The organism is Fontimonas sp. FW305-C-3 (assembly GCF_058783185.1).
In genome coordinates this window covers 331805-351129 of the sequence record NZ_JBYSYK010000005.1, presented here as the reverse complement: position 1 = coordinate 351129, position 19325 = coordinate 331805, and the positions used below count along the sequence as shown (strand labels likewise).

The following is a 19325-nucleotide window of genomic DNA, read 5'->3' as shown; positions in this document are numbered from 1 at the left end:
TCTCTCTATCTCAGTCGCAACCCAAACGCATCAAACGAAAACTCGCTTTCTTGACGCCCAGTTCTCACGAACTATGTCGTGCTTCTCACTATCTATGTCGCGTCAGGTACGCCGCCACTTACTGATTGCAGCGAGACGCATAAACGCACAAACCCAATCAATCCCAGCTCAAAGCCCCACCCGTCTGATACTCCGTCACACGCGTCTCGAAGAAGTTCTTCTCCTTCTTGAGGTCCATGACTTCGCTCATCCAGGGGAACGGATTCTCGGCGCCGGGGTAGAGGGCCTTGAGGCCGATCTGTGCGCAGCGGCGGTTGGCGATGAACTTCATGTACTCGTTGAACATGCTGGCGTTGAGGCCGAGCACGCCGCGGGGCATGGTGTCGTGGGCGTATTTGATCTCGAGCTCGGTGGCTTCGATGATCATGTCGGCCACTTCCTTCTGGAACTCGGCGGTCCACAGGTGCGGGTTTTCGACCTTGATCTGGTTGATCACGTCGATGCCGAAGTTCATGTGCATGGACTCGTCGCGCATGATGTACTGGATCTGCTCGGAGGTGCCGACCATCTTGTTGCGGCGGCCGAACGAGAGCAGCTGCACGAAGCCGACATAGAAGAAGATGCCTTCGAAGATCACGTAGAACGCGATCATGTCGCGCAGGAAGCGCTGGTCAGTTTCCGGCGTGCCGGTGTGGAATTCCTGGTCGGCGAGGCTCTGCGTGAACGGCAGGCTCCATGCGGCCTTGTCGTGGATGCTCGGCACTTCGCGGTACATGTTGAAGACTTCGGCTTCGTCGAGGCCGAGGCTTTCGATGCAGTACTGGTAGGCGTGCGTGTGGATCGCTTCTTCAAACGCCTGGCGCAGCAGGTACTGGCGGCATTCCGGGTTCGTCAGGTGACGATAGACGGCGAGCACGAGGTTGTTGGCGACCAGCGAGTCGGCGGTGCTGAAGAAGCCGAGGCTGCGCTTGATGATCATGCGCTCGTCGTCGGTCAGGCCGTTCGGGTCCTGCCAGAGCGCGATGTCCGCGCTCATGTTGATCTCTTGCGGCATCCAGTGGTTGTTGCACGCGGCGAGATACTTTTCCCAGGCCCAGGTGTACTTGAACGGGACGAGCTGGTTGAGATCGGCGCGGCAGTTGATGATCTTCTTGTCGTCCACACGGATGCGGCGGGCGCCCATCTCGAGGTCTTCGAGACCGGTGGCGCCGGCGGCTTCGCTGCTGGCGGCGGCGTGCACGGCCGGATTGGCGACCGCGGCGCGCGGCGCGGCCGGCGCCTTGTGCATGGCGGCCGCGGCGGTGGCGGTCTGCGGGGTGTCGTCCCAGTTCAGCATTGTTCTAGCTCCTGATTTGCTTATCTGTTCCGGACGACGCGCGTCCGGACGATGATGTTGTGCGTGGCTGCTCGCTGCGCATGGTGGGGTGATTCCGCCGCCAAAACCGGCCGGTTGAAGGACCTGTTTTGTGCGCTGCTCACAGCGGTTGCCAGCGGCAACTGCGCTTGAGATCAAGATTGCGCCTGTGTAAGGGATGAGTCAAGCCTTTGATACAACAGATTGTGGCCATGCTGCAGTGCGGTCGCTATATGTAGTAGTTGCGGGGGCTTGTGAACCTACTACGCACAGGCTTTGCACCGGCTTTTGCAGGGCTTTCCAGTGGGGTTTTGCACAGGCTTGGGCACAGGGTTGTGCACAGGCGGGTGTAGATGGGTAACTTGATGGGGAAAATGCGGGCCGAAGGTGGCGTTGGGGCTCTCGATATACCCGCTGCGCGGGCACTCGAGACGAACGGGGTGGCTGGTGACCGCGGCACGCTGCAAGCAAGAACACTCAAGGAGAACGGGGCATGCAATTGAATCCGCTGTCGACGGCGCACCGCGCCCGCATCGTGCGCTCGGCGGCCGTGCTGTTTGCGGCGGGGCTGGTGATCGGGCTGATCTTCACGTTCGAGGCGATCGGCCGCATCGAGGCCTGGCCGCTGCTGCCGGCGATCACCTTCGATTTTCCGGGCACGGAGGCGGCGTGGCGGCGGGCGCATCTGGGCGCGATCATGAACGCGCTGGCGATGTTCGCGTTTGCCGGCATCGGCAGCGTGGTCTGCCTCAGCGATCCGGGCCAGCGCTGGCTGGCGCGCTGCGTGATCATCACGGGCTGGGGCAATTCGCTGGGCTTCCTGATCGGGGCGATCTACAGCGTGCGCGGCCTGGCGTTTGGCGATGTGGTGGCGAACTCGGTGGTGTATGTGCTGTTCCTGATCGCGGCGGGCACGGCGTTTGCGCAGGCGTTTCTGGTGTGGAAGGGGGCGCGGACGTAGGGGCTCGGGGAGGGCTGTTCCAGTCTCTCGATACACCCGCTACGCGGGCACTCGAGACGAACGGAGTTTTGTGGCGCTTTTCGCGGAAACAATAAAAGCCCGTTCGTCTCGAGTGCCGCGCCATCGGCGCGGTGTATCGAGAGACCGGCGCGGTACTGTCGATTCCGCGAAGCTTCGCTCGACTATTCGCAAGTTCCACGCAGAACAGCCCGGAGCAGCCCATGCGCAAACTCATCGTTGCCGCTTTCATCAGCATGGACGGCGTCATGCAGGCCCCTGGCGGGCCGGATGAAGACACCAGCGGCGGATTCCGTTTCGGCGGCTGGACATGGCCGTACTCTGACGACGCCACCGGCAATGCCGTGATGGCGTTGTTCGCCGAGCCTTTCGAGTTGCTGCTGGGGCGGCGCACCTACGACATCTTCGCGGCGTACTGGCCGAACTTCGAGGCCGGCCATCCGATCGCGGATCCGTTCAACAGTGTGCGCAAGCACGTGGCCACGCATCAGCCCGCCACGCTGGCCTGGAACAACAGTCATGCGTTGAAAGGCGATGTTGCCAGCGCGGTGCGTGCGCTCAAGCAGCAGGACGGCGGCACGCTGTTGACGCAGGGCAGCGGTGATCTGGTGCAGCAATTGCTCGCGGCCGGCTTGGTGGACGAGCTGCGGCTGCAGGTGTTTCCGCTGATCCTCGGACGCGGCAAGCGCTTGTTTGGTGATGACTCGGATCCGTCGGCTTTCAAGCTGGAGCGCTCGACCCCTGCGGGGGATGGGGTGCTGATCAACCGGTATGTGCGTAACGGTGCGGTGCGGACGGGGACGATTGATAACCCGGGGTAGGTTTTCGGCGGAGTTCGCGCGGGTCTCTCGATACACCGCGCCGAGGCGCGGCACTCGAGACGAACGGGCTGTGGTTGTTTCCGCGAAAGACCCACAAAACCCCGTTCGTCTCGAGTGCCCGCGTAGCGGGTGTATCGAGAGACCCGCGCTAAACCCTTTCATCGGCATGTCACGCCAACGTCATACGCTCCGCGCTTTGATGGGGAGCCACCGATGTCCAGCCACACCCGTGCGCCGTTTCGCGCGCTGCTCGTTGCCGCTGCGCTGAGCCTGAGCGCCTGCGGCAGTTCCGAGCCGCTTGCCAGTATCGAACCCACGCCGACGCCAGGCGTCGATGAGCCGCAGACGCCGGTGATGCGCTGTGCGCCGCCGCTGATCGAGGGTTCGGCGCAGTTGGTGCAGGCGGATTGTGTTGCGCCGGCGACGGAGCACGCGTCATGACGCGCATGGACCGTCGCGGCTTTCTGAAGCTTGCCGGCGGCGCGGCCGGTGCGGCAACGCTGCTGCCGCAGATCCTGCGCGAGGCGCTGGCGATTCCTGCCGCGACGCGCACCGGCACGATCATGGACGTCGAGCATGTCGTGATCCTGATGCAGGAGAACCGCAGCTTCGATCACTACTTCGGCACGCTGCGCGGCGTGCGCGGCTTCGGCGATCGTTTCACGGTGCCGCAGCCCGATGGCCGCAAGGTCTGGCAGCAGCGCAACCTGCGCGGCGAGATCATCACCTCGTATCACCTCGACAGCACGGTCGGCAACGCGCAGCGCGTCGACGGCACGCCGCACGGCTGGGCGGATTCGCAGCCGGCCTGGAACAAGGGCCGCTTCGGGACCTGGCCGACGTTCAAGGAAGACCAGTCGATGGGTTATTACCGTGAGGCCGAACTGCCGTTCCAGTTCGCGCTCGCCGACAGCTTCACGATCTGCGACGCCTATCACTGCAGCTATCACGGCAACACCAATCCCAATCGCCTGTTCATGTACACCGGCTGGAACGACCCGCTCGGCACCGGCGGCGGCCCGCGCCTGTACAACGACAACGACGATCTCGGTCCTTCCGCGGAAGGCTTCACCTGGACGACCTACGCCGAGCGCCTCGAAGCCGCCGGCGTCAGCTGGAAGGTCTACCAGGACATGGACGACAACTTCACCGACAACTCGCTGGAGGGCTTCAAGACCTTCCGCGAGGCGTACGAGAATCGCGAGGCCGATCCGACCCACCCGCTGCTGCTCAAGGGCCTGTCGACGACGCTGGCGCGCGGCACCTTCGACGGCCTGCGTGACGATGTGCTCGGCAAGACCTTGCCGCAGGTGTCGTACATCGTCGCGCCCGCGGAATTCTCCGAACACACCGGGCCGTCAAGCCCCGTGCAGGGCGGTTGGTTCATCGCCGAGACGATCAAGGCGCTGATCAGCGATCCGGAGGTCTGGAGCAAGACCGTGCTGCTCGTCATGTTCGACGAGAACGATGGCTTCTTCGATCATGTGCCGCCGCCGGGCGCGCCGTCGTATGTGCTGGCGGGACAGCTGACCGGCGACAAGGCCGGTGCTTCGACCGTCGATACCACTGGCGAGTATTACGAGCCCGCGCTCATCGCCGATCCGACCTTCCGCGGCAGCGTCTTCGGCCCCGGCCCGCGCGTGCCGATGTACATCGTCTCGCCATGGAGTCGCGGTGGCTGGGTCAACTCGCAGAGCTTCGATCACACCTCGATCATCCGCTTCCTCGAAGCGCGCTTCGGCGTTGCCGAGCCGAACATCACCGCGTATCGCCGCGCGATGCTGGGCGACCTGACGTCCTGCTTCAACTTCGAGAATCCCAACGACGAGTTGTTCCCTGAACTGCCCGGCTACACGCGCGACGAAGCCGCCGCGCTGCGCGCCGCGCAGGAAGCGCTGGCACAGATTCCTGCGCCGATCGGTGACGCCGGCACGCTGCCGCAGCAGGCACCGGGCCCGCGGTATTCGCGAGCGCTGCCGTATGAACTGCACGTCGAGTCGCAGCGCGATGCACTCGGCAATCTGCAGCTGGTCTTCAGCAACACCGGCACCGCGGGTGCGGTCTTCCATGTCTACGACCAGAACGACCTGGATGCGGTGCCACGCCGGTACGCGGTGGAGCCCGGCAAGCAGCTGGCGGATGTGTGGGCGTCATCGCTCAGCGGCTACGACCTGTGGGTGCTCGGGCCGAATGGTTTTCACCGCCAGTTCCAGAGCGGCCTCGCGGAGTCGGGGCCGGAGATCAAGGTCTGCTACGACGTTGCGAATGGGGATGTGTATTTGCGGATGGTGAATGGCGGTGAGTCAGCCGCGACGTTCAAGGTGATTGCGAACGCCTATCGCAATGATGGTCCCTGGACGTTCGAGGTTGCAGCGGGTGAGACGCTGGAGCACGGCTGGGTGTTGAAGGAGAGCGCTAGCTGGTATGACTTCAGCGTGACGGTGGAACAGGCGCCGGAGTTTCTGCGTCGCGTTGCGGGGCGCGTGGAGACGGGGCGGCATGGGGTAAGTGATCCGGCGATGGGAAGTTAGAAGCCTGCCCCTCACCCCGGCCCTCTCCCCGCAGGCGGGGAGAGGGAGACAAGAGGAGGCACCTTCTCAATACCTAATATCTAGGGATCAGAACTCCCTCTCCCCGCGAGCGGGGAGAGGGTTGGGGTGAGGGGCGGTTCGCGGCACGATCCCCTCAGAAAGATGTACGGTAGTTAAGCCATGCGAGGCCCCGACGTTCCAGCTACCAAGCGCTCGCGCGCCCTGCGCCGCAATCACACCGATGCCGAAGCCAAGCTTTGGCACCATCTCCGCGATCGCCGACTTGCCGGGCACAAGTTCCGCCGCCAGTTTCCGATCGGGCCTTACTTCGCCGACTTTGTCTGTGTCGAGAAGCAGCTGATCATTGAACTGGATGGTGGACAGCATGCAGGGCAATTGGCTCAGGATGCGCGGCGCACGGTGTTCTTGCGTGAGCAGGGCTATGCGGTGCTGAGATTCTGGAACGACCAGATGCTGCGTGAGGCGGAGGCGGTGCTGGAGGAGATATTGCGCGGGCTGCGGGGAAAAGACGCCCCTCACCCCGGCCCTCTCCCCGCAGGCGGGGAGAGGGAGGACAGCTGAAGTTGAGCAACAAAAAAGCCCCCGCACTGCGGGGGCTTTTTTGTGCAACGGTTACCGATTTACTGACATGCCTCGCAATCCGGATCCAGGATCGAGCACACTTTCGCGCTGCCGACATCGCTGGCCGCAGCCGGCATGACGATCGCCGCCGGGGCTGCTTTGACGCCGCCCTTTCCGTCGCCCACCGCGTTGAGGCGGCCATCGTTGATGGTCGTCTTTTCGGCGTGCGTGGCACCCATCGTGCGCAGGTAGTACGTGGTCTTGAGGCCGGAGGTCCAGGCGTGCTTGTACAGCTCGTCCAGCTTCTTGCCGTTCGGCTCGCGCATGTACAGGTTCAGCGACTGCGCCTGGTCGATCCACTTCTGGCGACGGCTCGCGGCATCCACCAGGCGCTTCGCGTCAATCTCGAAGGCGCACTTGTAGATTTCCTTGATCTCGGTCGGGACGCGGTCGATCTGCTGCACGCTGCCGTCGAAGTACTTGAGGTCGTGGGCCATGACTTCATCCCACAGGTTGAGCTTCTTCAGGTCGTTGACGAGGTACTCGTTGACGACGGTGAACTCGCCCGACAGGTTCGATTTGACGTACAGGTTCTGGTACGTCGGCTCGATCGACTGCGACACGCCGGTGATGTTGGCGATCGTCGCGGTTGGCGCGATGGCCATGCAGTTGGAGTTGCGCACGCCCACCGATTTCACGCGGGTGCGCAGGCTGCCCCAATCGAACAGGCCCGATTCGCTGCTGTCCTGCTGGATGTAGCCGCCGCGCTGCTTGGCGAGGATCTGGATCGAGTCCACCGGCAGGATGCCCTGCGACCACAGCGAGCCTTCGAAGCTGGAGTAGCGGCCGCGTTCTTCGGCGAGGTCGGTCGAGGCCTTGATCGCGTAGTAGCTGATCGCTTCCATCGAGACGTCGGCGAACTTGATCGCGGCGTCGGACTCGTACGGCAGGCGCAGCTTGTACAGCGCGTCGTTGAAGCCCATCACGCCCAGGCCGACCGGACGATGACGCAGGTTCGAGTTACGCGCGGTCGCGACCGAGTAGTAGTTGTACTCGATGACGTTGTCGAGCATGCGCATCGCGGTGCTGATCGTGCGCTCGAGCTTCTCGGTGTCGAGCGAGCCGTCGGCCTTGATGTGCGCCGGCAGGTTGACCGAGCCGAGGTTGCAGACGGCGATTTCCTGATTGGCCTTGGTGTTGAGCGTGATCTCGGTGCACAGGTTGGAGCTGTGCACGACGCCGACATGCTGCTGCGGCGAACGCAGGTTGCAGGGGTCCTTGAACGTGACCCACGGATGGCCGGTTTCGAACAGCATCGACAGCATCTTGCGCCACAGGTTGATCGCCGGCAGACGCTTGAAGTTCGTGATGCGGCCTTCGTCCGCGAGCTTTTCGTAGGCGACGTAGCGCGCCTCGAAGGCTTCGCCGACGAGGTCATGCAGGTCCGGCGTCTGTTCGGGCGAGAACAGCGTCCACTGGCCTTCTTCCATGACGCGCTTCATGAACAGGTCCGGCACCCAGTTGGCCGTGTTCATGTCGTGCGTGCGGCGGCGGTCGTCGCCGGTGTTCTTGCGCAGTTCGAGGAATTCCTCGATGTCGCGATGCCAGGTTTCCAGGTAGGCGCAGACCGCGCCCTTGCGCTTGCCGCCCTGGTTCACCGCAACGGCGGTGTCGTTGGCAACCTTGAGGAACGGCACGACGCCGTTCGACTTGCCGTTGGTGCCCTTGATCCAGCCGCCCATGCCGCGCACCGGCGTCCAGTCGTTGCCCAGGCCGCCGGCAAACTTCGACAGCATTGCGTTGTCGTGGATCGCGCCGAAGATGCCGTGCAGATCGTCCGGCACCTGCGTGAGGTAGCAGCTCGACAGCTGCGGGCGCAGCGTGCCGGAGTTGAACAGCGTCGGCGTGCTCGACATGAAGTCGAAGCTCGACAGCAGCTGGTAGAACTCGATGCACTTGGCTTCGCGGTCGATCTCGTTCATCGCCAGGCCCATCGCCACGCGCATGAAGAACGCCTGCGGCAGCTCGAAGCGGATCTTCTTGCTGTGGATGAAGTAGCGGTCGTACAGCGTCTGCAGGCCGAGGTAGTCGAACTTGCCGTCGCGGTCGGACAGCAGCGCCTTGCCGAGCGCGTCGAGGTCATACAGCGCCAGCTTCGGGTCGAGCAGCTCGAGGTCGACGGCCTTGAGGATGAACTCGCGGAAGTAGTCCGGGTAGATCGCCTTCATTTCCTCGAAGGTCGGGCGCGACTGGCTCATGCCGAGGAACTTCAGCGCCTCGTGGCGCATCGAGTCGAGCAGCAGGCGCGAAGACACATAGGTGTAGGCCGGCTCCTTCTCGATACGCGCGCGGGCGGCGAGGGTCAGCGCCTGGCTCAGCTCGGCTTCCGGCATGCCGTCGTACAGGTCGCGGATCGCCGCGCTCAGTACTTCCTGCGCATCGACGCCGCTGAGGCCGGCGCAGGCTTCGTTGACGACACGGCGCATGCGGACTTCGTCGAGCGGCACGATCGTGCCGTCGTCGCGGGTGATCTTCAGCGTCGGCCGCTCGCTGGCCGGCAGGGCTGCCGCTTCGGCGTCGCGCTTCTTGGTCTGCTCGGCGCGGTACAGCACGTAGGCGCGGGCGACCTTGTGTTCGCCATTGCGCATCAGGGCCAGTTCGACCTGGTCCTGGATGTCTTCGATATGCAGCGTGCCGCCGCCCGAGATGTGACGGGTCAAGGCCTGGACGACCTGCTGGGTGAGCGCATCGACCTTCTGGCGCATCGACGCCGAGGCGGCCGCCGAGGCGCCGTCGACCGCGAGGAAAGCCTTGGTCACGGCAATCTGGATCTTCGAAGCGTCGAAGGCGGTAACTTTGCCGTTGCGACGGATGACCTTGACCGCGCCCGGCGCGGTGGCAACCAGCTCAGCGGTGGTGGCCGGCGTGCCGGCAGTAACAGAACGATTGGATTCGGATGGAGCAACCAGAGTGGTGGATTGCATGTTATTGGGCTCCCCGCTGAGCACTTATAGAGTTGATGAAAAACGCCAAAGCCACGGCCCCGGCAAACGGGAGCGGCGTGGCGATGACTAACAATATCTTGTGGTTCGGAGGGTCGTCAACCGCTATCTCTTGTGTCCAAGACAGTGCAGAGCCGGTGGGAAGCAAGTGCAAAAGCTGTGCATAAATGAGGGGCTTGGCGGCAGGTTTTCAAGGAATCCATGGACTTGCCGCATGCCCCTGTTCGGGCAATCGAATGTGACAGCCTCTGACCGCTGCAATGCAGCATGGAAAAGAATGAAATCGCGTTCGGATTTACTCGAGCCTGAGTGACTAAATATCAACTAATAGTTCAGTGATAGTTATATAAGCACAGTAACTTTTATCGCTGTGCGGGCCTACTGGGTCTCAAACACAATACGCGCCCGCGAATCCCCCATCGGCAGGCCCATGTTCAAACGATTTTTCCGGCTCCGTGGCGAAGCGCGCCAGGCCCGCGACGGCAAGCGCATGCTCGCCGCGATGCAGGCGCTTCAGGCCGCGGACGACAGCGCCCGCCTGCCGGCGCTGGCCGGAATCATCGCCTGGCTGCGGCCCGACGATGCCGAAGCAGCGGAACCCGCGCGTCAGCGTCTGCAGGCGCTGACCGAGCTGATGCGCACCGATGCCGCCTCACGCGCCGCGCTGCGTCACGCGCTGCTGTGGCTGGTGCTGCAGAAGCAGCCGCTGCGCCTGCTCAGCGATTCGGGCGTGCTCACCGGCGAAGGCCTGGTCAGCGGCCTGTGGCGGCGCATGACGCAGGGACTGCTGCCCGAGGAGCTCGACCCCGCACAGCTCAAGGACGCGGTCAGCCTGATCTTCCGGCGCGACGACGACCATCTGTGGGTGGCCGCGATCGACGACGACCAGTGGATTGCCTTGCTCGATGCACTCGACCTCGGCGCCCTCGGAGCGCTGTCGAATCAGACCCCGCCGCTGCAGATTCTTGAAGCGATGCTGGTGGTCTCCTACCGCATTGCCTCGCTGGGTCTGGAGCCGGAACTGGTGCGCAACCATCCGGCGATCGAGCGCTACGAGTCGCCGTTCCTGACCCAGAACGTCGAGATGCGTCAGTTCATCGACGAGCGCAAGGCGGCGCAGCTCGACAAGCGCGAGCCGACGATCGACGACAAGCATCTGCTCGTGCTGCTCGATCAGTGCGAACAGATCATCAGCAAGGTCCGCAAGCAGGCGGCGCAGACCGGCGCCAGCGTGAGCCTTACCGTGCTGCTGGCGCGCCTGGCGCAGAACATCGCGCGCCTCAAGCTGATGCTGCAGCTGCTCGAGGGGCGGCCGGTGCACGAGCTCAACGAGCTGCGCGTGCGTTTCTTCAAGCAGATCGTGCGTGCCGAGAACCGGCGCAACCACGTGTCCGAGATGTGGGCGCAGACCGTCGATCTGCTGTCGACGCGCATCGTCTCCAATGCCAGCAAGGCCGGCGAGCAGTACATCACCAGCAGCCGCGCCGAATTCTTCGCGCTGTTCCGCTCGGCGATGGGCGCCGGCCTGATCGTCGTGCTGGCGTCGCTGGCGAAGATCGCGCTGTTCGACGACGGCCGCTCGCCGATCGGCCAGGCGCTGGTTTACAGCGCGGTCTATGTCGTCGCATTCGTGCTGATGTACGTGTTCCATTTTTCGCTGGCGACCAAGCAGCCGGCAATGACGGCGCATGCGATCGCGCAGACGCTGGAGGGCAACGCCGACAGTGCGGGCAGGCGCATGGCGGCGCTCGCCGATCTGGTGGTGCGGACCTTCCGCAGCCAGTTCATTGCCTTGCTCGGTAATCTGATCATCGTCGTGCCGCTGGCCTTGTACGTGGCCCAGGTCTACTGGTGGCAGCACGACAAGCACTATGTCGACGCCCACAAGTCCGCGGCGCTGCTCGCCGAGGTCAACCCGCTGAGTCCGCTGGTCTGGTTCTGGGCCGCACTGACCGGCATCTGCCTGTTCGCGACCGGCCTGATCTCCGGCTACTACGACAATCGCGCGGCCTACGATCGCGTGCCGCAGCGCGTCGCCAAGACGCGCTGGATCCGCCGTCTGCTTGGCAAGGGTGGCGCGGCGCGACTCGGCGCCTATATCGAGAACAATTTCGGCGGCCTGATGGGCAGCATCCTGTTTGGCGTGATGCTCGGCTCGTTCGGCGCATTCGGCCGCATCTTCGGCCTGCCGATCGACACGCTGCACGTGACCTTCACGTCGGCGAACACGGTCTATGCGCTGTCCGCCGCGACGCAGCCGGCGGCGACCCTGGCGCTGTCCGCGATCGGCGGCATTGCCATCATCGGCCTGCTGAACCTGCTCGTGAGTTTCATCCTCGCGCTATACGTCGCGATGCGCGCGCAGCGCGTGAAGTTCGATGCCTGGCGCGCCTTGCTGCGGGCGCTGGGAAGCCATGCGCTCAGCCGTCCGCTGGAATTCTTCTGGCCGCCGCGTGATGTTGTGGTTGCGGTGGATGAGGAAGCGCCGGCGAAGTAGAGCGGCGGCGTCGGTGCGGGTCTCTCGATACACCGTGCGCAGGCGCACGGCACTCGAGACGAACGGCGCTTTTGCGGTCGTCAGGCACAACAAAATCCGTTCGTCTCGAGTGCCGGCGAAGCCGGTGTATCGAGAGACCGCAGCCCAACTACATCGCGGCCTTGGTCGACGCCGCGTCGAAGATCTTCTCGGCGTTGGCCGCCAGAAAATTACGGAAGATCAGCGGCTCGCCATCTTGTTGCCAGAGACGATGGCCATCGGCATCGCTGGCCTGGCCGCGTTCGATGATCTCGACAAACTGCTTCTCGGTCTGCGCCACACCGTTGCCGCCATCGGCTTCCAGCACCGGCGTGTCCATCGTCGCCGCCAGTGTCGCGGTCTGCCGCAGCATCGTGCCGGGTGCGCCCTGGATCGCCGGCAGCAGGCGGAAGCCGCGCGTCTGCATGGCCTGCGCCATTGCCTCGATGCCGGCGAAGCCGGCGGCGCGAACGTCGATCGTCACATGATTGAAGTCGGGACCGAGCGCCATCGCGCTGGCGGCTTCGCCGGAGATTCGCGCCACCGCGTCCAGCGTCGCTCGTTGCAGCGGCGGGCCGTTGCGGGCCATCAGCCGGTCGACAAACAGCGCCACGAAGCGCTGGCCATCGGTCGCGCTCAATGCCCCCTGGGTTTCGAACTGTTCGATCAGTGCGAGCAGCGGCGCATGATCGACAGCCGCCGCCTGCAGCGCGTTGTCCTGACGGATCAGCGCGGCGACCTCGGCGGGGAAGGCATCGAGATCCACCTGCGAAACGAAAATCTTGAACTGCGTCGAGTCCTCGCCAATGACCTGCAGGTCGCAGGACACGAGCTTCTTGGCGGGAAAACGGTAGTCGCGCTCGCGGCGCAGACCGAGCACCTGCGCGGCACGCAGAAACAGCTGGGTCGTCGCGGGATCGGTGGTGCGGATTGCACCGTGGTCGTTGCGGAACTGTCCGCCCTGTTCCTGGACCAGGGCCTGCAGGCGGACGAAGTCCGGCACGTTGCGCGCGAATCGTGCCGTCGCGTAGTCGACGAAGGCCTGGCGCAGTGCGCTGGAAGTCAGCATGGCGGTCATGCGGTCCGCTCCTTCGATGGGTGGCGCACGCGCAGTGTATCCAAGCGATGCTCTGTCGTAGCATGGGAAAACCCTGAGACCCGGACGTTGTGATCTACCAGAAGCACTGCCCCGGCTGTTTCGTCGACAAGAACAGCCTGCCCCTGTGTCCGCATTGCGGGTACTCGGAGTCGGCACCGCGTTCGCCGCTGTACCTGCCGCACGGCCTGGTGATCGGCGGCCAGTTCCGCATCGGCCGCGTGCTCGGTCAGCCCGGCGGTTACGGCATCAGCTATCTGGCCTGGGATGTCCACCTGCAGCAGCGCGTGGCGATCAAGGAATACCTGCCCAAGGCGCTGGCCGGGCGGGCCGCCCGTTCCTCCGACGTGCAGGTGCACGCGCCCGAACACCGCGGTGCCTTCAACGAAGGTCTGGAGCACTTCGTGCACGAGGCGCGGCTGCTTGCCCGTCTCGATCATCCGAACATCGTCAGCGTGCGCAGCTTCTTCCGCGCCCACGGCACGGCGTATCTGGTGATGGACTATTACGAGGGCGTCAACCTCGGCGATTACCTCGGCGCGCTTGATCAGGGCCGCGTCGATGCGAGCACCGCCGTGGCGCTGCTCGGGCCAGTGCTGCTCGGTCTGGACTTCGTGCATCGCAAGGGCATCGTGCATCGCGACATCAAGCCGCAGAACATCTACCTGGCGACGGGCGGCCGCGCGATCCTGCTCGACTTCGGCGCGGCGCGGCAGCAGGCCAACGAGACGATTCGCAGCGGCATGGCGGTGATGCTGTCGGAGGGCTATGCACCGCTCGAGCAATATCAGCGCAACAGCGAGCAGGGCCCGGCGACGGACATCTACGGCGTTGCCGCGACGCTGTTCCGGATGATCACCGGTGCGCCGCCGCCGCCGGCGCCAGAGCGCATCGGCCGCGATGCGGTGGCGGCGCGCAAGGATCTGCAGCCGCCGGCGTTCGCCGTTGTCCTGCGGCGCGGGCTCGCACCCAAGGCGCAGGACCGCTACCCGACGGCTGCCGCGTTTCAGGAAGCCCTTTTCGAAGCACTCGATCTGCCGGGGGCAGCGTCGTCAGCAACCTCGATCGGGATGCCGGGTTCGCGCCTCGCGCGCCTGCGCGCTGCCTGGCGGCAGTCGCGCTGGCGCGGTACCGAGCTGATCGCCGCGGCGATCGTGATCGGCGCGGCGATGATTGCCCTGGCGCTGCGCTTCAGGCCCCTCTGAGGGCGTCGACGATCGGCAGACGCGCTGCGCGCACCGCCGGGAACAGGCCGCCGATCAGGCCCATCGCCAGCGCCCAGGTCAGGCCCTGCTTGACTAGTTCCGGCGTCACGCGGAAGTCGAAGGCCACCTGGCTGAAGGTCTGGAAGTTCAGCGTATTGACGGTGAAGCCGTTGAAGAACAGATAAGCGCCGGCCGCGCCGACCACGCCGCCGGCGAGCGCCAGCACCAGCGATTCGATCAGCACCGAGATCACGACCGGCAGGCCGCCGAAGCCGATCGCGCGCAGCGTTGCGATCTCGACGCTGCGCGTCGCGACGGCTGCGTACATGACGTTGAGCGCGCCGAAAACCGCGCCGATGCCCATGATCACCGCCACCGTGTAGCCGAGCACGTTGATCATCGTGTGCAGGCTTTCCGAACGCGACGCGTAGTAATCCGGCTCGCGCTGCGCCGAAACGACCATGCGCGGATCGCTGGTCATGGCGTCCTTGAAGGCCTGGAAGGCTTCGGGATTTTCGAGCTTCACCGACACCGAGTTGTAGGCGGGGCGGCGCGCGATCGTCATCAGCACTTCGGCGTCGACCCACAGCTCGGACTGGTGCACATCGCCTTCGGTCTCGAAGATGCCGACGATGTTCCAGGGGCCGTCGCGGACATCGACGGTGCCGCCGATCTTGAGGTTCTCGAACTGACCGGCGAGGCCGCGGCCGACCACCACATCACGCGTGCCCGGCGTCAGCATGCGGCCTTCGACGATCTTGAATTCCGGACGCAGGCCGATGCGGGAAATGTCGGTGCCGCGGACGACGACGTTGTTCGGCGAGTTGGAGCCGGGCTTGGCAACGTCGGTCAGCAAGTAGACCTCGGCGAGCGATAGCGGCCGGCCATCGGCGCCGTCGGCGACGCCGGGCGCGTCGGCGATGATCTGCGCCTGCTCGCGGGTGATGACGCTGCCGAGTTCGTCGTTGGAGCCGCCGCGCAGCACGATCGCGCGCTCGACCGTGCCGGTGCCGCCGAGCGTGGCTTCGAAGCCGGCGCCCATCGACAGCAGCGCGACGAGCACGCCGACAACGCCGGCGATGCCGATGACGATGACCATGGAGGTGCCGAGGCGCGCCGGGATCGAGCGCAGGTTCATGCCGGTGACGGCGATGACTTGCTTGAGGGTATTTGACATGGTGTGTTCCTCAGTGCGCTGCCAGCGCATCGACGATCTGCAGGCGCATCGCGCGCAGCGCCGGCGGCAGGCCGACGATCAGCGCGAGCAGCAGCGCCAGGCCGAAGGCGCCGGCCATCGTTGCCGGCGTCAGCGTGAGGCCGGAGAAGCCGGGCATCTGCGCGGCGATGCCGGGCAGCATCAGCGCGGCGAGGCCGATGCCGAGCGCGGCGGCGATCAGGCACAGCGCCGCCGATTCGGCGAGCACCAGACTCAGCACCTGCACGTCGGAATAGCCGAGCGTCTTGAGCACCGCGAGTTCCGGAATGCGCTCTCGCACCGACTGCATCATCGTGTTGCCGGTCAGGAACAGCAGCGTGAAGAACACCGCGCCGATGATCGACGACATGATCAGGCCGATGTCGCCCATCTGCTTGGCGAACGATTGGTTGAAGGCCTTCTCGGTGCTGGTGCGCGTCTCGTTCGGCGAGTTGGCGAACAGCGCGTCGATCTTCTTGATCATGTCCTCGGTCTGCGCCGGGTCGTCGATTTTGACGACCATCCAGCCGACCGTGCCCTTGCCGAACTGGCGCGCCTCGTCGAAGTAGTCGTGATGGAACAGCATCATCTCGAACGCGGTGCGGTCCTTCGGGTTCTTGGTATCGAAGATGCCGACCAGGTCGAACTCCCAGTTGTTCGAGCCGTTCGCGAGCGGCCAGATGCCGGCGATGATCGGAATGCGGTCGCCGATCTTGAAGCCGTAGCGATCGGCGAGGGTCTTGGCGATGATCGCGCCGGTGCGCGTGTTGAGCATCGCCTGCTTCTGGTCTTCCGGCAGCACCATCTCCGGATAGATCTCCAGATATTCCTTGATCTGCGTCGGGAACTGCGGGAAGAAGTTGCTCTCCTTCTGGTAGTAGCCGCCGAACCAGCCCTGGCCGGCGACGCTGTGCACACCGGGCAGGCTGCGCACCTGCTGCAGATGGCCCTGCGGCAGCACCTGGGTCAGCGAGTAGCGGCCGGTCGTCACTAGGCGATCCGCGCCGGCAACCTCGAAGCCCGCGTTGAACGCCGCGTTGACGCCGGACAGCAGCGCGTAGAGCAGGAACGCGACGAGGATCGACAGCATCGTGAAGATCGTGCGTGGGCGGCGCCTCCACAGCGCGGCCCACACGAGTGGGAAGTACTTCATGCGGCGTTCTCCACCAGCGCGCCCTTGTCGAGATGCAGCGTGTGGCTGGCGAACTCGGCGGCCTTGGCGTCATGGGTGACCATGACGATGGTCTTGCCGTGCTCGCGATTGAGCACCTGCAGCAGGTGCAGAACCTCATCCGCGGTCTTGCGATCGAGGTCGCCCGTCGGTTCGTCGCAGACCAGCAGCGTCGGATCGGCGACCAGTGCGCGGGCGATCGCGACGCGCTGCGCCTGACCGCCGGAGAGTTCGTTCGGCTTGTGCTTGGCGCGTTCGGCGAGGCCGACGACGCCGAGCGCGATCTGCACGCGCTTCATGCGTTCCGAGGACGACAGCGATGTCAGCAGCAGCGGCAGCTCGACGTTGCGCTCGGCAGTCAGCACCGGCAGCAGGTTGTAGAACTGGAACACGAAGCCGACGTTGTTGGCGCGCCAGCGCGTCAGCTGCGCGGTCGACATCTGGTCGAGACGTGCTTCACCGACGCGCAGCTCGCCGCTGGAGGGCTTGTCGAGTCCGCCGATGAGATTGAGCAGCGTGGTCTTGCCCGAGCCCGATGGCCCCATCAGCGCGAGGAAGTCGCCCTTGGCGATGTTCAGATCCAGGCTCTGCAGCACTTCGACCTTCTGCTTGCCGCGGACATAGCTCTTGGAGACGCCGCGCAGGCTGACAATGGCTTCGCTCATGTGAATGCTCTCTCAGGCGTACAGAATGTGATTAATTGTTTACAAATAAATATAAAAGACGTTACTTCTTCTCATCCGGCTTGGCGATCTCGATCAGCATGCCGTCGCTGAATTTCGAAAGATCGCCGACCGCGAGGATATCGCCCGCAGCCAGGCCGCTGACGACGCGGACGTCGCTGCCGACCGTGCCGCCGACGCGCACCGCACGGCGTTCCAGCTTGTCGTCGCGGACCACGAAGACCACGCCCTGGTCGCCGTTCTGCTGCACGGCATTGCGATCGGCGAGCACGCCGGTCGGGGCCGCGGCGGTGCCGTCGGTCTTGGCGGCATCGCGGAAGGCCACTCGCACGCCCATGTCCGGCAGGATGCGCGGGTCGCGCTGCTTGAAGCCGACGCGCACCTTGACCGTCGCCTTCGAGCGGTCGGCGGTCGGGATCACCGCGACCACCTCGGCCGGAATTTCCCAGTCCGGATAGGCGTTGAGGCGCGCAGCGACCGGCTGACCGGGGCTGACGCGGTTGATGAAGTTCTCGTTGACGTCGACTTCGATCTCCAGCGATTCCATGTCGACCAGCGTGCCGATGCCGGTGCGGGTGCCGTCGCCGCCGGCCGACAGCGGCGAGATCATTTCGCCCGGCTGCGCGTTCTTGACCGTGATGACGCCGTTGAACGGTGCGCGCACGACGGTGTCCTCGACGTTGCGCTGCTGCACCTGCACGCCGCGCTCGGCGACCTCGACGTTGCTCTGCGTGCTGGCCAGCCGCGCGACCTGCGCGTCGTAGGTGGCCTGCGCGGTGTCGAGTGCCTGCACGCTGACCAGCTTGCGTTCGGCGAGCTCGCGCGTGCGCTCAAGCTGACGCTGCGCCTCGGCCTGCTGCACGCGGACTTCGACCAGCTGAGCGCGTGCGGCGGCAAGCTGGGCATCTGCCAGCTGCTGCTGGGCGACGGCATTGATGTCGTCGATGCGCGCCAGCACATCGCCGGCCTTGACCGCCATGCCTTCCTCGACCAGCACTTCGACGACCTTGCCGGTCACCTTGGAGGACACGGTCGCCTGACGCCGGGCAACCACGTAGCCGGACGCGTCAAGCACCGAAGCCTGGGCGCCGCCGCCGGAGGGCAGGGCACGTACGGTCGTTGTCTGGATGACCATGTTGCCGGAGCCGCCAAGCAGCCAGACCAGCAGGCCTGCGACGACCAGTGCGGCCAGGCCGACCCATAGCCACAGGCGCTTGCCGCCGGAAGGGCTATCCAGGTTGTTGCCACGATCTATTTTCAACTGGCCCAGCAGGGCAGAAGTGTCATTCATTGGGAGTGTGGAAGGCGGGGCAGGAACCTGCCGGAACGTGCTAATCCAGCGGCGAAGTGTGCCGACTTTCGCGGTGCGCGGCCAGCGCTGGTTTCTGACAGTCAAAGGGCCTGGCCGCGTATCGCCGGACCGGCCGATCCCCGCATAATCTGCGGGCGGCCATCCGGCCGCGGTTGTCCGCACAGGGGCCGTCCTTTCTCCATGAGCGCCGTCGTCACTGCCCAGAATCCCGCCGGCAACGGCCGCCCCAGCTGTCTGATCATCGGCGCCGGTCCCGGCATCGGTCAGGCGGTCGCGATGGCTTTCGCGAACGAGGGCTACAACATCGGCTTGCTCGCGCGGCATCGCGAACACCTGCGCGAGCACTGCGAGGCCATCGAGCAGAAGACCGGCCGTCGCGCGCTCGCGGTTGCCGCGGATGCTTCGGACGATGCTTCGCTGCAGGCTGGCATCGAGACCGTACGCTCGACGCTCGGCGCGCCTGATGTGCTGGTCTACAACGTCGCCTCGCATGCGCCGGGCCGGCCGCTGAGCGTTTCGCTCGACCATGTGGTCGCCAACTTCAAGGTCAACGTGGTCTCCGCGCTGCTGGCCGCACGGTCGGTGGCGCCGGCGATGATCGAGCGCAAGCGCGGCACGATCCTGTTCACCGGCGGCGGCTTTGCGTACGAGCCGGCGGCCGACTACAGCTCGCTGTCGATGGACAAGGCGGCGCTGCGTTCGCTGACCTACACGCTGGCGCAGGAGCTCGGCATGCATGGCGTGCACGTAGCGACGGTGACGGTCTACGGCTTCATCCAGCACGGCACGCATTTCGATCCGACGCGCATTGCTGCTTCGTACATCCGGCTGCATCGCCAGCCGAAGGGTCATTTCGAGACGGAAGCGATTTACAAATAG

At 64.9% G+C, this 19325-nt stretch carries 15 protein-coding genes; 8 read left to right on the top strand and 7 right to left on the bottom strand.

What is annotated here, in order from left to right:
- Nucleotides 1-157: 157 nt before the first annotated feature.
- Nucleotides 158-1336 (bottom strand): ribonucleotide-diphosphate reductase subunit beta, encoded by a 1179-nt coding sequence (locus tag AC3WUF_RS20265; protein ID WP_492429061.1) that lies wholly within the window; start codon nt 1334-1336, stop codon nt 158-160.
- Nucleotides 1337-1853: 517 nt separating this feature from the next.
- Here AC3WUF_RS20265 and AC3WUF_RS20260 point away from each other — a divergent pair.
- The 5 genes from AC3WUF_RS20260 (at nt 1854) to AC3WUF_RS20240 (ending at nt 6267) form a co-directional block, all read left to right on the top strand.
- The gene (locus tag AC3WUF_RS20260) at nt 1854-2315 is read left to right on the top strand and encodes a styrene oxide isomerase (RefSeq protein ID WP_492429059.1); all 462 of its coding nucleotides are present in this window, start codon (nt 1854-1856) and stop codon (nt 2313-2315) included.
- A gap of 221 nt (nt 2316-2536) precedes the next feature.
- Nucleotides 2537-3154, top strand: coding sequence for a dihydrofolate reductase family protein (locus tag AC3WUF_RS20255; RefSeq protein WP_492429057.1), 618 nt, complete (start codon nt 2537-2539; stop codon nt 3152-3154).
- Between the two features lie 213 nt (nt 3155-3367).
- Nucleotides 3368-3595 carry a hypothetical protein gene (locus AC3WUF_RS20250; RefSeq protein WP_492429055.1) on the top strand — a complete coding sequence of 76 codons (228 nt, stop codon included), beginning with the start codon at nt 3368-3370 and terminating at the stop codon, nt 3593-3595.
- Nucleotides 3592-5685, top strand: a complete 2094-nt coding sequence (locus tag AC3WUF_RS20245; protein WP_492429053.1) for a phosphocholine-specific phospholipase C — start codon at nt 3592-3594, stop codon at nt 5683-5685. The genes AC3WUF_RS20250 and AC3WUF_RS20245 overlap by 4 nt, the downstream gene beginning before the upstream one ends.
- 180 nt (nt 5686-5865) lie before the next feature.
- Nucleotides 5866-6267, top strand: a complete 402-nt coding sequence (locus tag AC3WUF_RS20240) for an endonuclease domain-containing protein (RefSeq protein WP_492429051.1) — start codon at nt 5866-5868, stop codon at nt 6265-6267.
- Nucleotides 6268-6326: 59 nt separating this feature from the next.
- Here AC3WUF_RS20240 and AC3WUF_RS20235 read toward each other — a convergent pair whose 3' ends face one another.
- Nucleotides 6327-9251: a ribonucleoside-diphosphate reductase subunit alpha gene (locus AC3WUF_RS20235; RefSeq protein WP_492429049.1), complete on the bottom strand. Its 2925-nt coding sequence runs from the start codon at nt 9249-9251 to the stop codon at nt 6327-6329.
- Between the two features lie 448 nt (nt 9252-9699).
- On the opposite strand from AC3WUF_RS20235, the gene AC3WUF_RS20230 reads away from it, so the two are divergent.
- Nucleotides 9700-11766 carry a site-specific recombinase gene (locus AC3WUF_RS20230; protein ID WP_492429047.1) on the top strand — a complete coding sequence of 689 codons (2067 nt, stop codon included), beginning with the start codon at nt 9700-9702 and terminating at the stop codon, nt 11764-11766.
- 148 nt (nt 11767-11914) lie between these two features.
- Here the strand turns inward: AC3WUF_RS20230 and AC3WUF_RS20225 are convergent, their stop codons facing one another.
- Nucleotides 11915-12862 (bottom strand): 2-oxoadipate dioxygenase/decarboxylase family protein, encoded by a 948-nt coding sequence (locus AC3WUF_RS20225; protein WP_492429045.1) that lies wholly within the window; start codon nt 12860-12862, stop codon nt 11915-11917.
- Between the two features lie 89 nt (nt 12863-12951).
- Here AC3WUF_RS20225 and AC3WUF_RS20220 point away from each other — a divergent pair, with 89 nt between their 5' ends.
- Complete coding sequence (locus tag AC3WUF_RS20220; RefSeq protein ID WP_492429043.1) at nt 12952-14085, top strand: serine/threonine protein kinase; 1134 nt, start codon at nt 12952-12954, stop codon at nt 14083-14085.
- Here the strand turns inward: AC3WUF_RS20220 and AC3WUF_RS20215 are convergent.
- The 4 genes from AC3WUF_RS20215 to AC3WUF_RS20200 form a co-directional block, all read right to left on the bottom strand.
- Nucleotides 14072-15262: an ABC transporter permease gene (locus AC3WUF_RS20215; RefSeq protein ID WP_492429041.1), complete on the bottom strand. Its 1191-nt coding sequence runs from the start codon at nt 15260-15262 to the stop codon at nt 14072-14074. The two genes, AC3WUF_RS20220 and AC3WUF_RS20215, sit on opposite strands and share 14 nt — an antisense overlap.
- Nucleotides 15263-15272: 10 nt before the next feature.
- Nucleotides 15273-16433 carry an ABC transporter permease gene (locus AC3WUF_RS20210; RefSeq protein WP_492429039.1) on the bottom strand — a complete coding sequence of 387 codons (1161 nt, stop codon included), beginning with the start codon at nt 16431-16433 and terminating at the stop codon, nt 15273-15275.
- Nucleotides 16430-17116, bottom strand: coding sequence for an ABC transporter ATP-binding protein (locus tag AC3WUF_RS20205; RefSeq protein WP_492429037.1), 687 nt, complete (start codon nt 17114-17116; stop codon nt 16430-16432). The genes AC3WUF_RS20210 and AC3WUF_RS20205 overlap by 4 nt, the downstream gene beginning before the upstream one ends.
- 61 nt (nt 17117-17177) lie before the next feature.
- Entirely contained in the window at nt 17178-18425 is a 1248-nt protein-coding gene (locus tag AC3WUF_RS20200) for an efflux RND transporter periplasmic adaptor subunit (RefSeq protein WP_492429035.1), read from the bottom strand.
- A gap of 201 nt (nt 18426-18626) precedes the next feature.
- On the opposite strand from AC3WUF_RS20200, the gene AC3WUF_RS20195 reads away from it, so the two are divergent.
- A complete protein-coding gene (locus AC3WUF_RS20195) occupies nt 18627-19325 on the top strand; it encodes an SDR family NAD(P)-dependent oxidoreductase (protein WP_492429033.1) in 699 nt (232 codons plus the stop codon).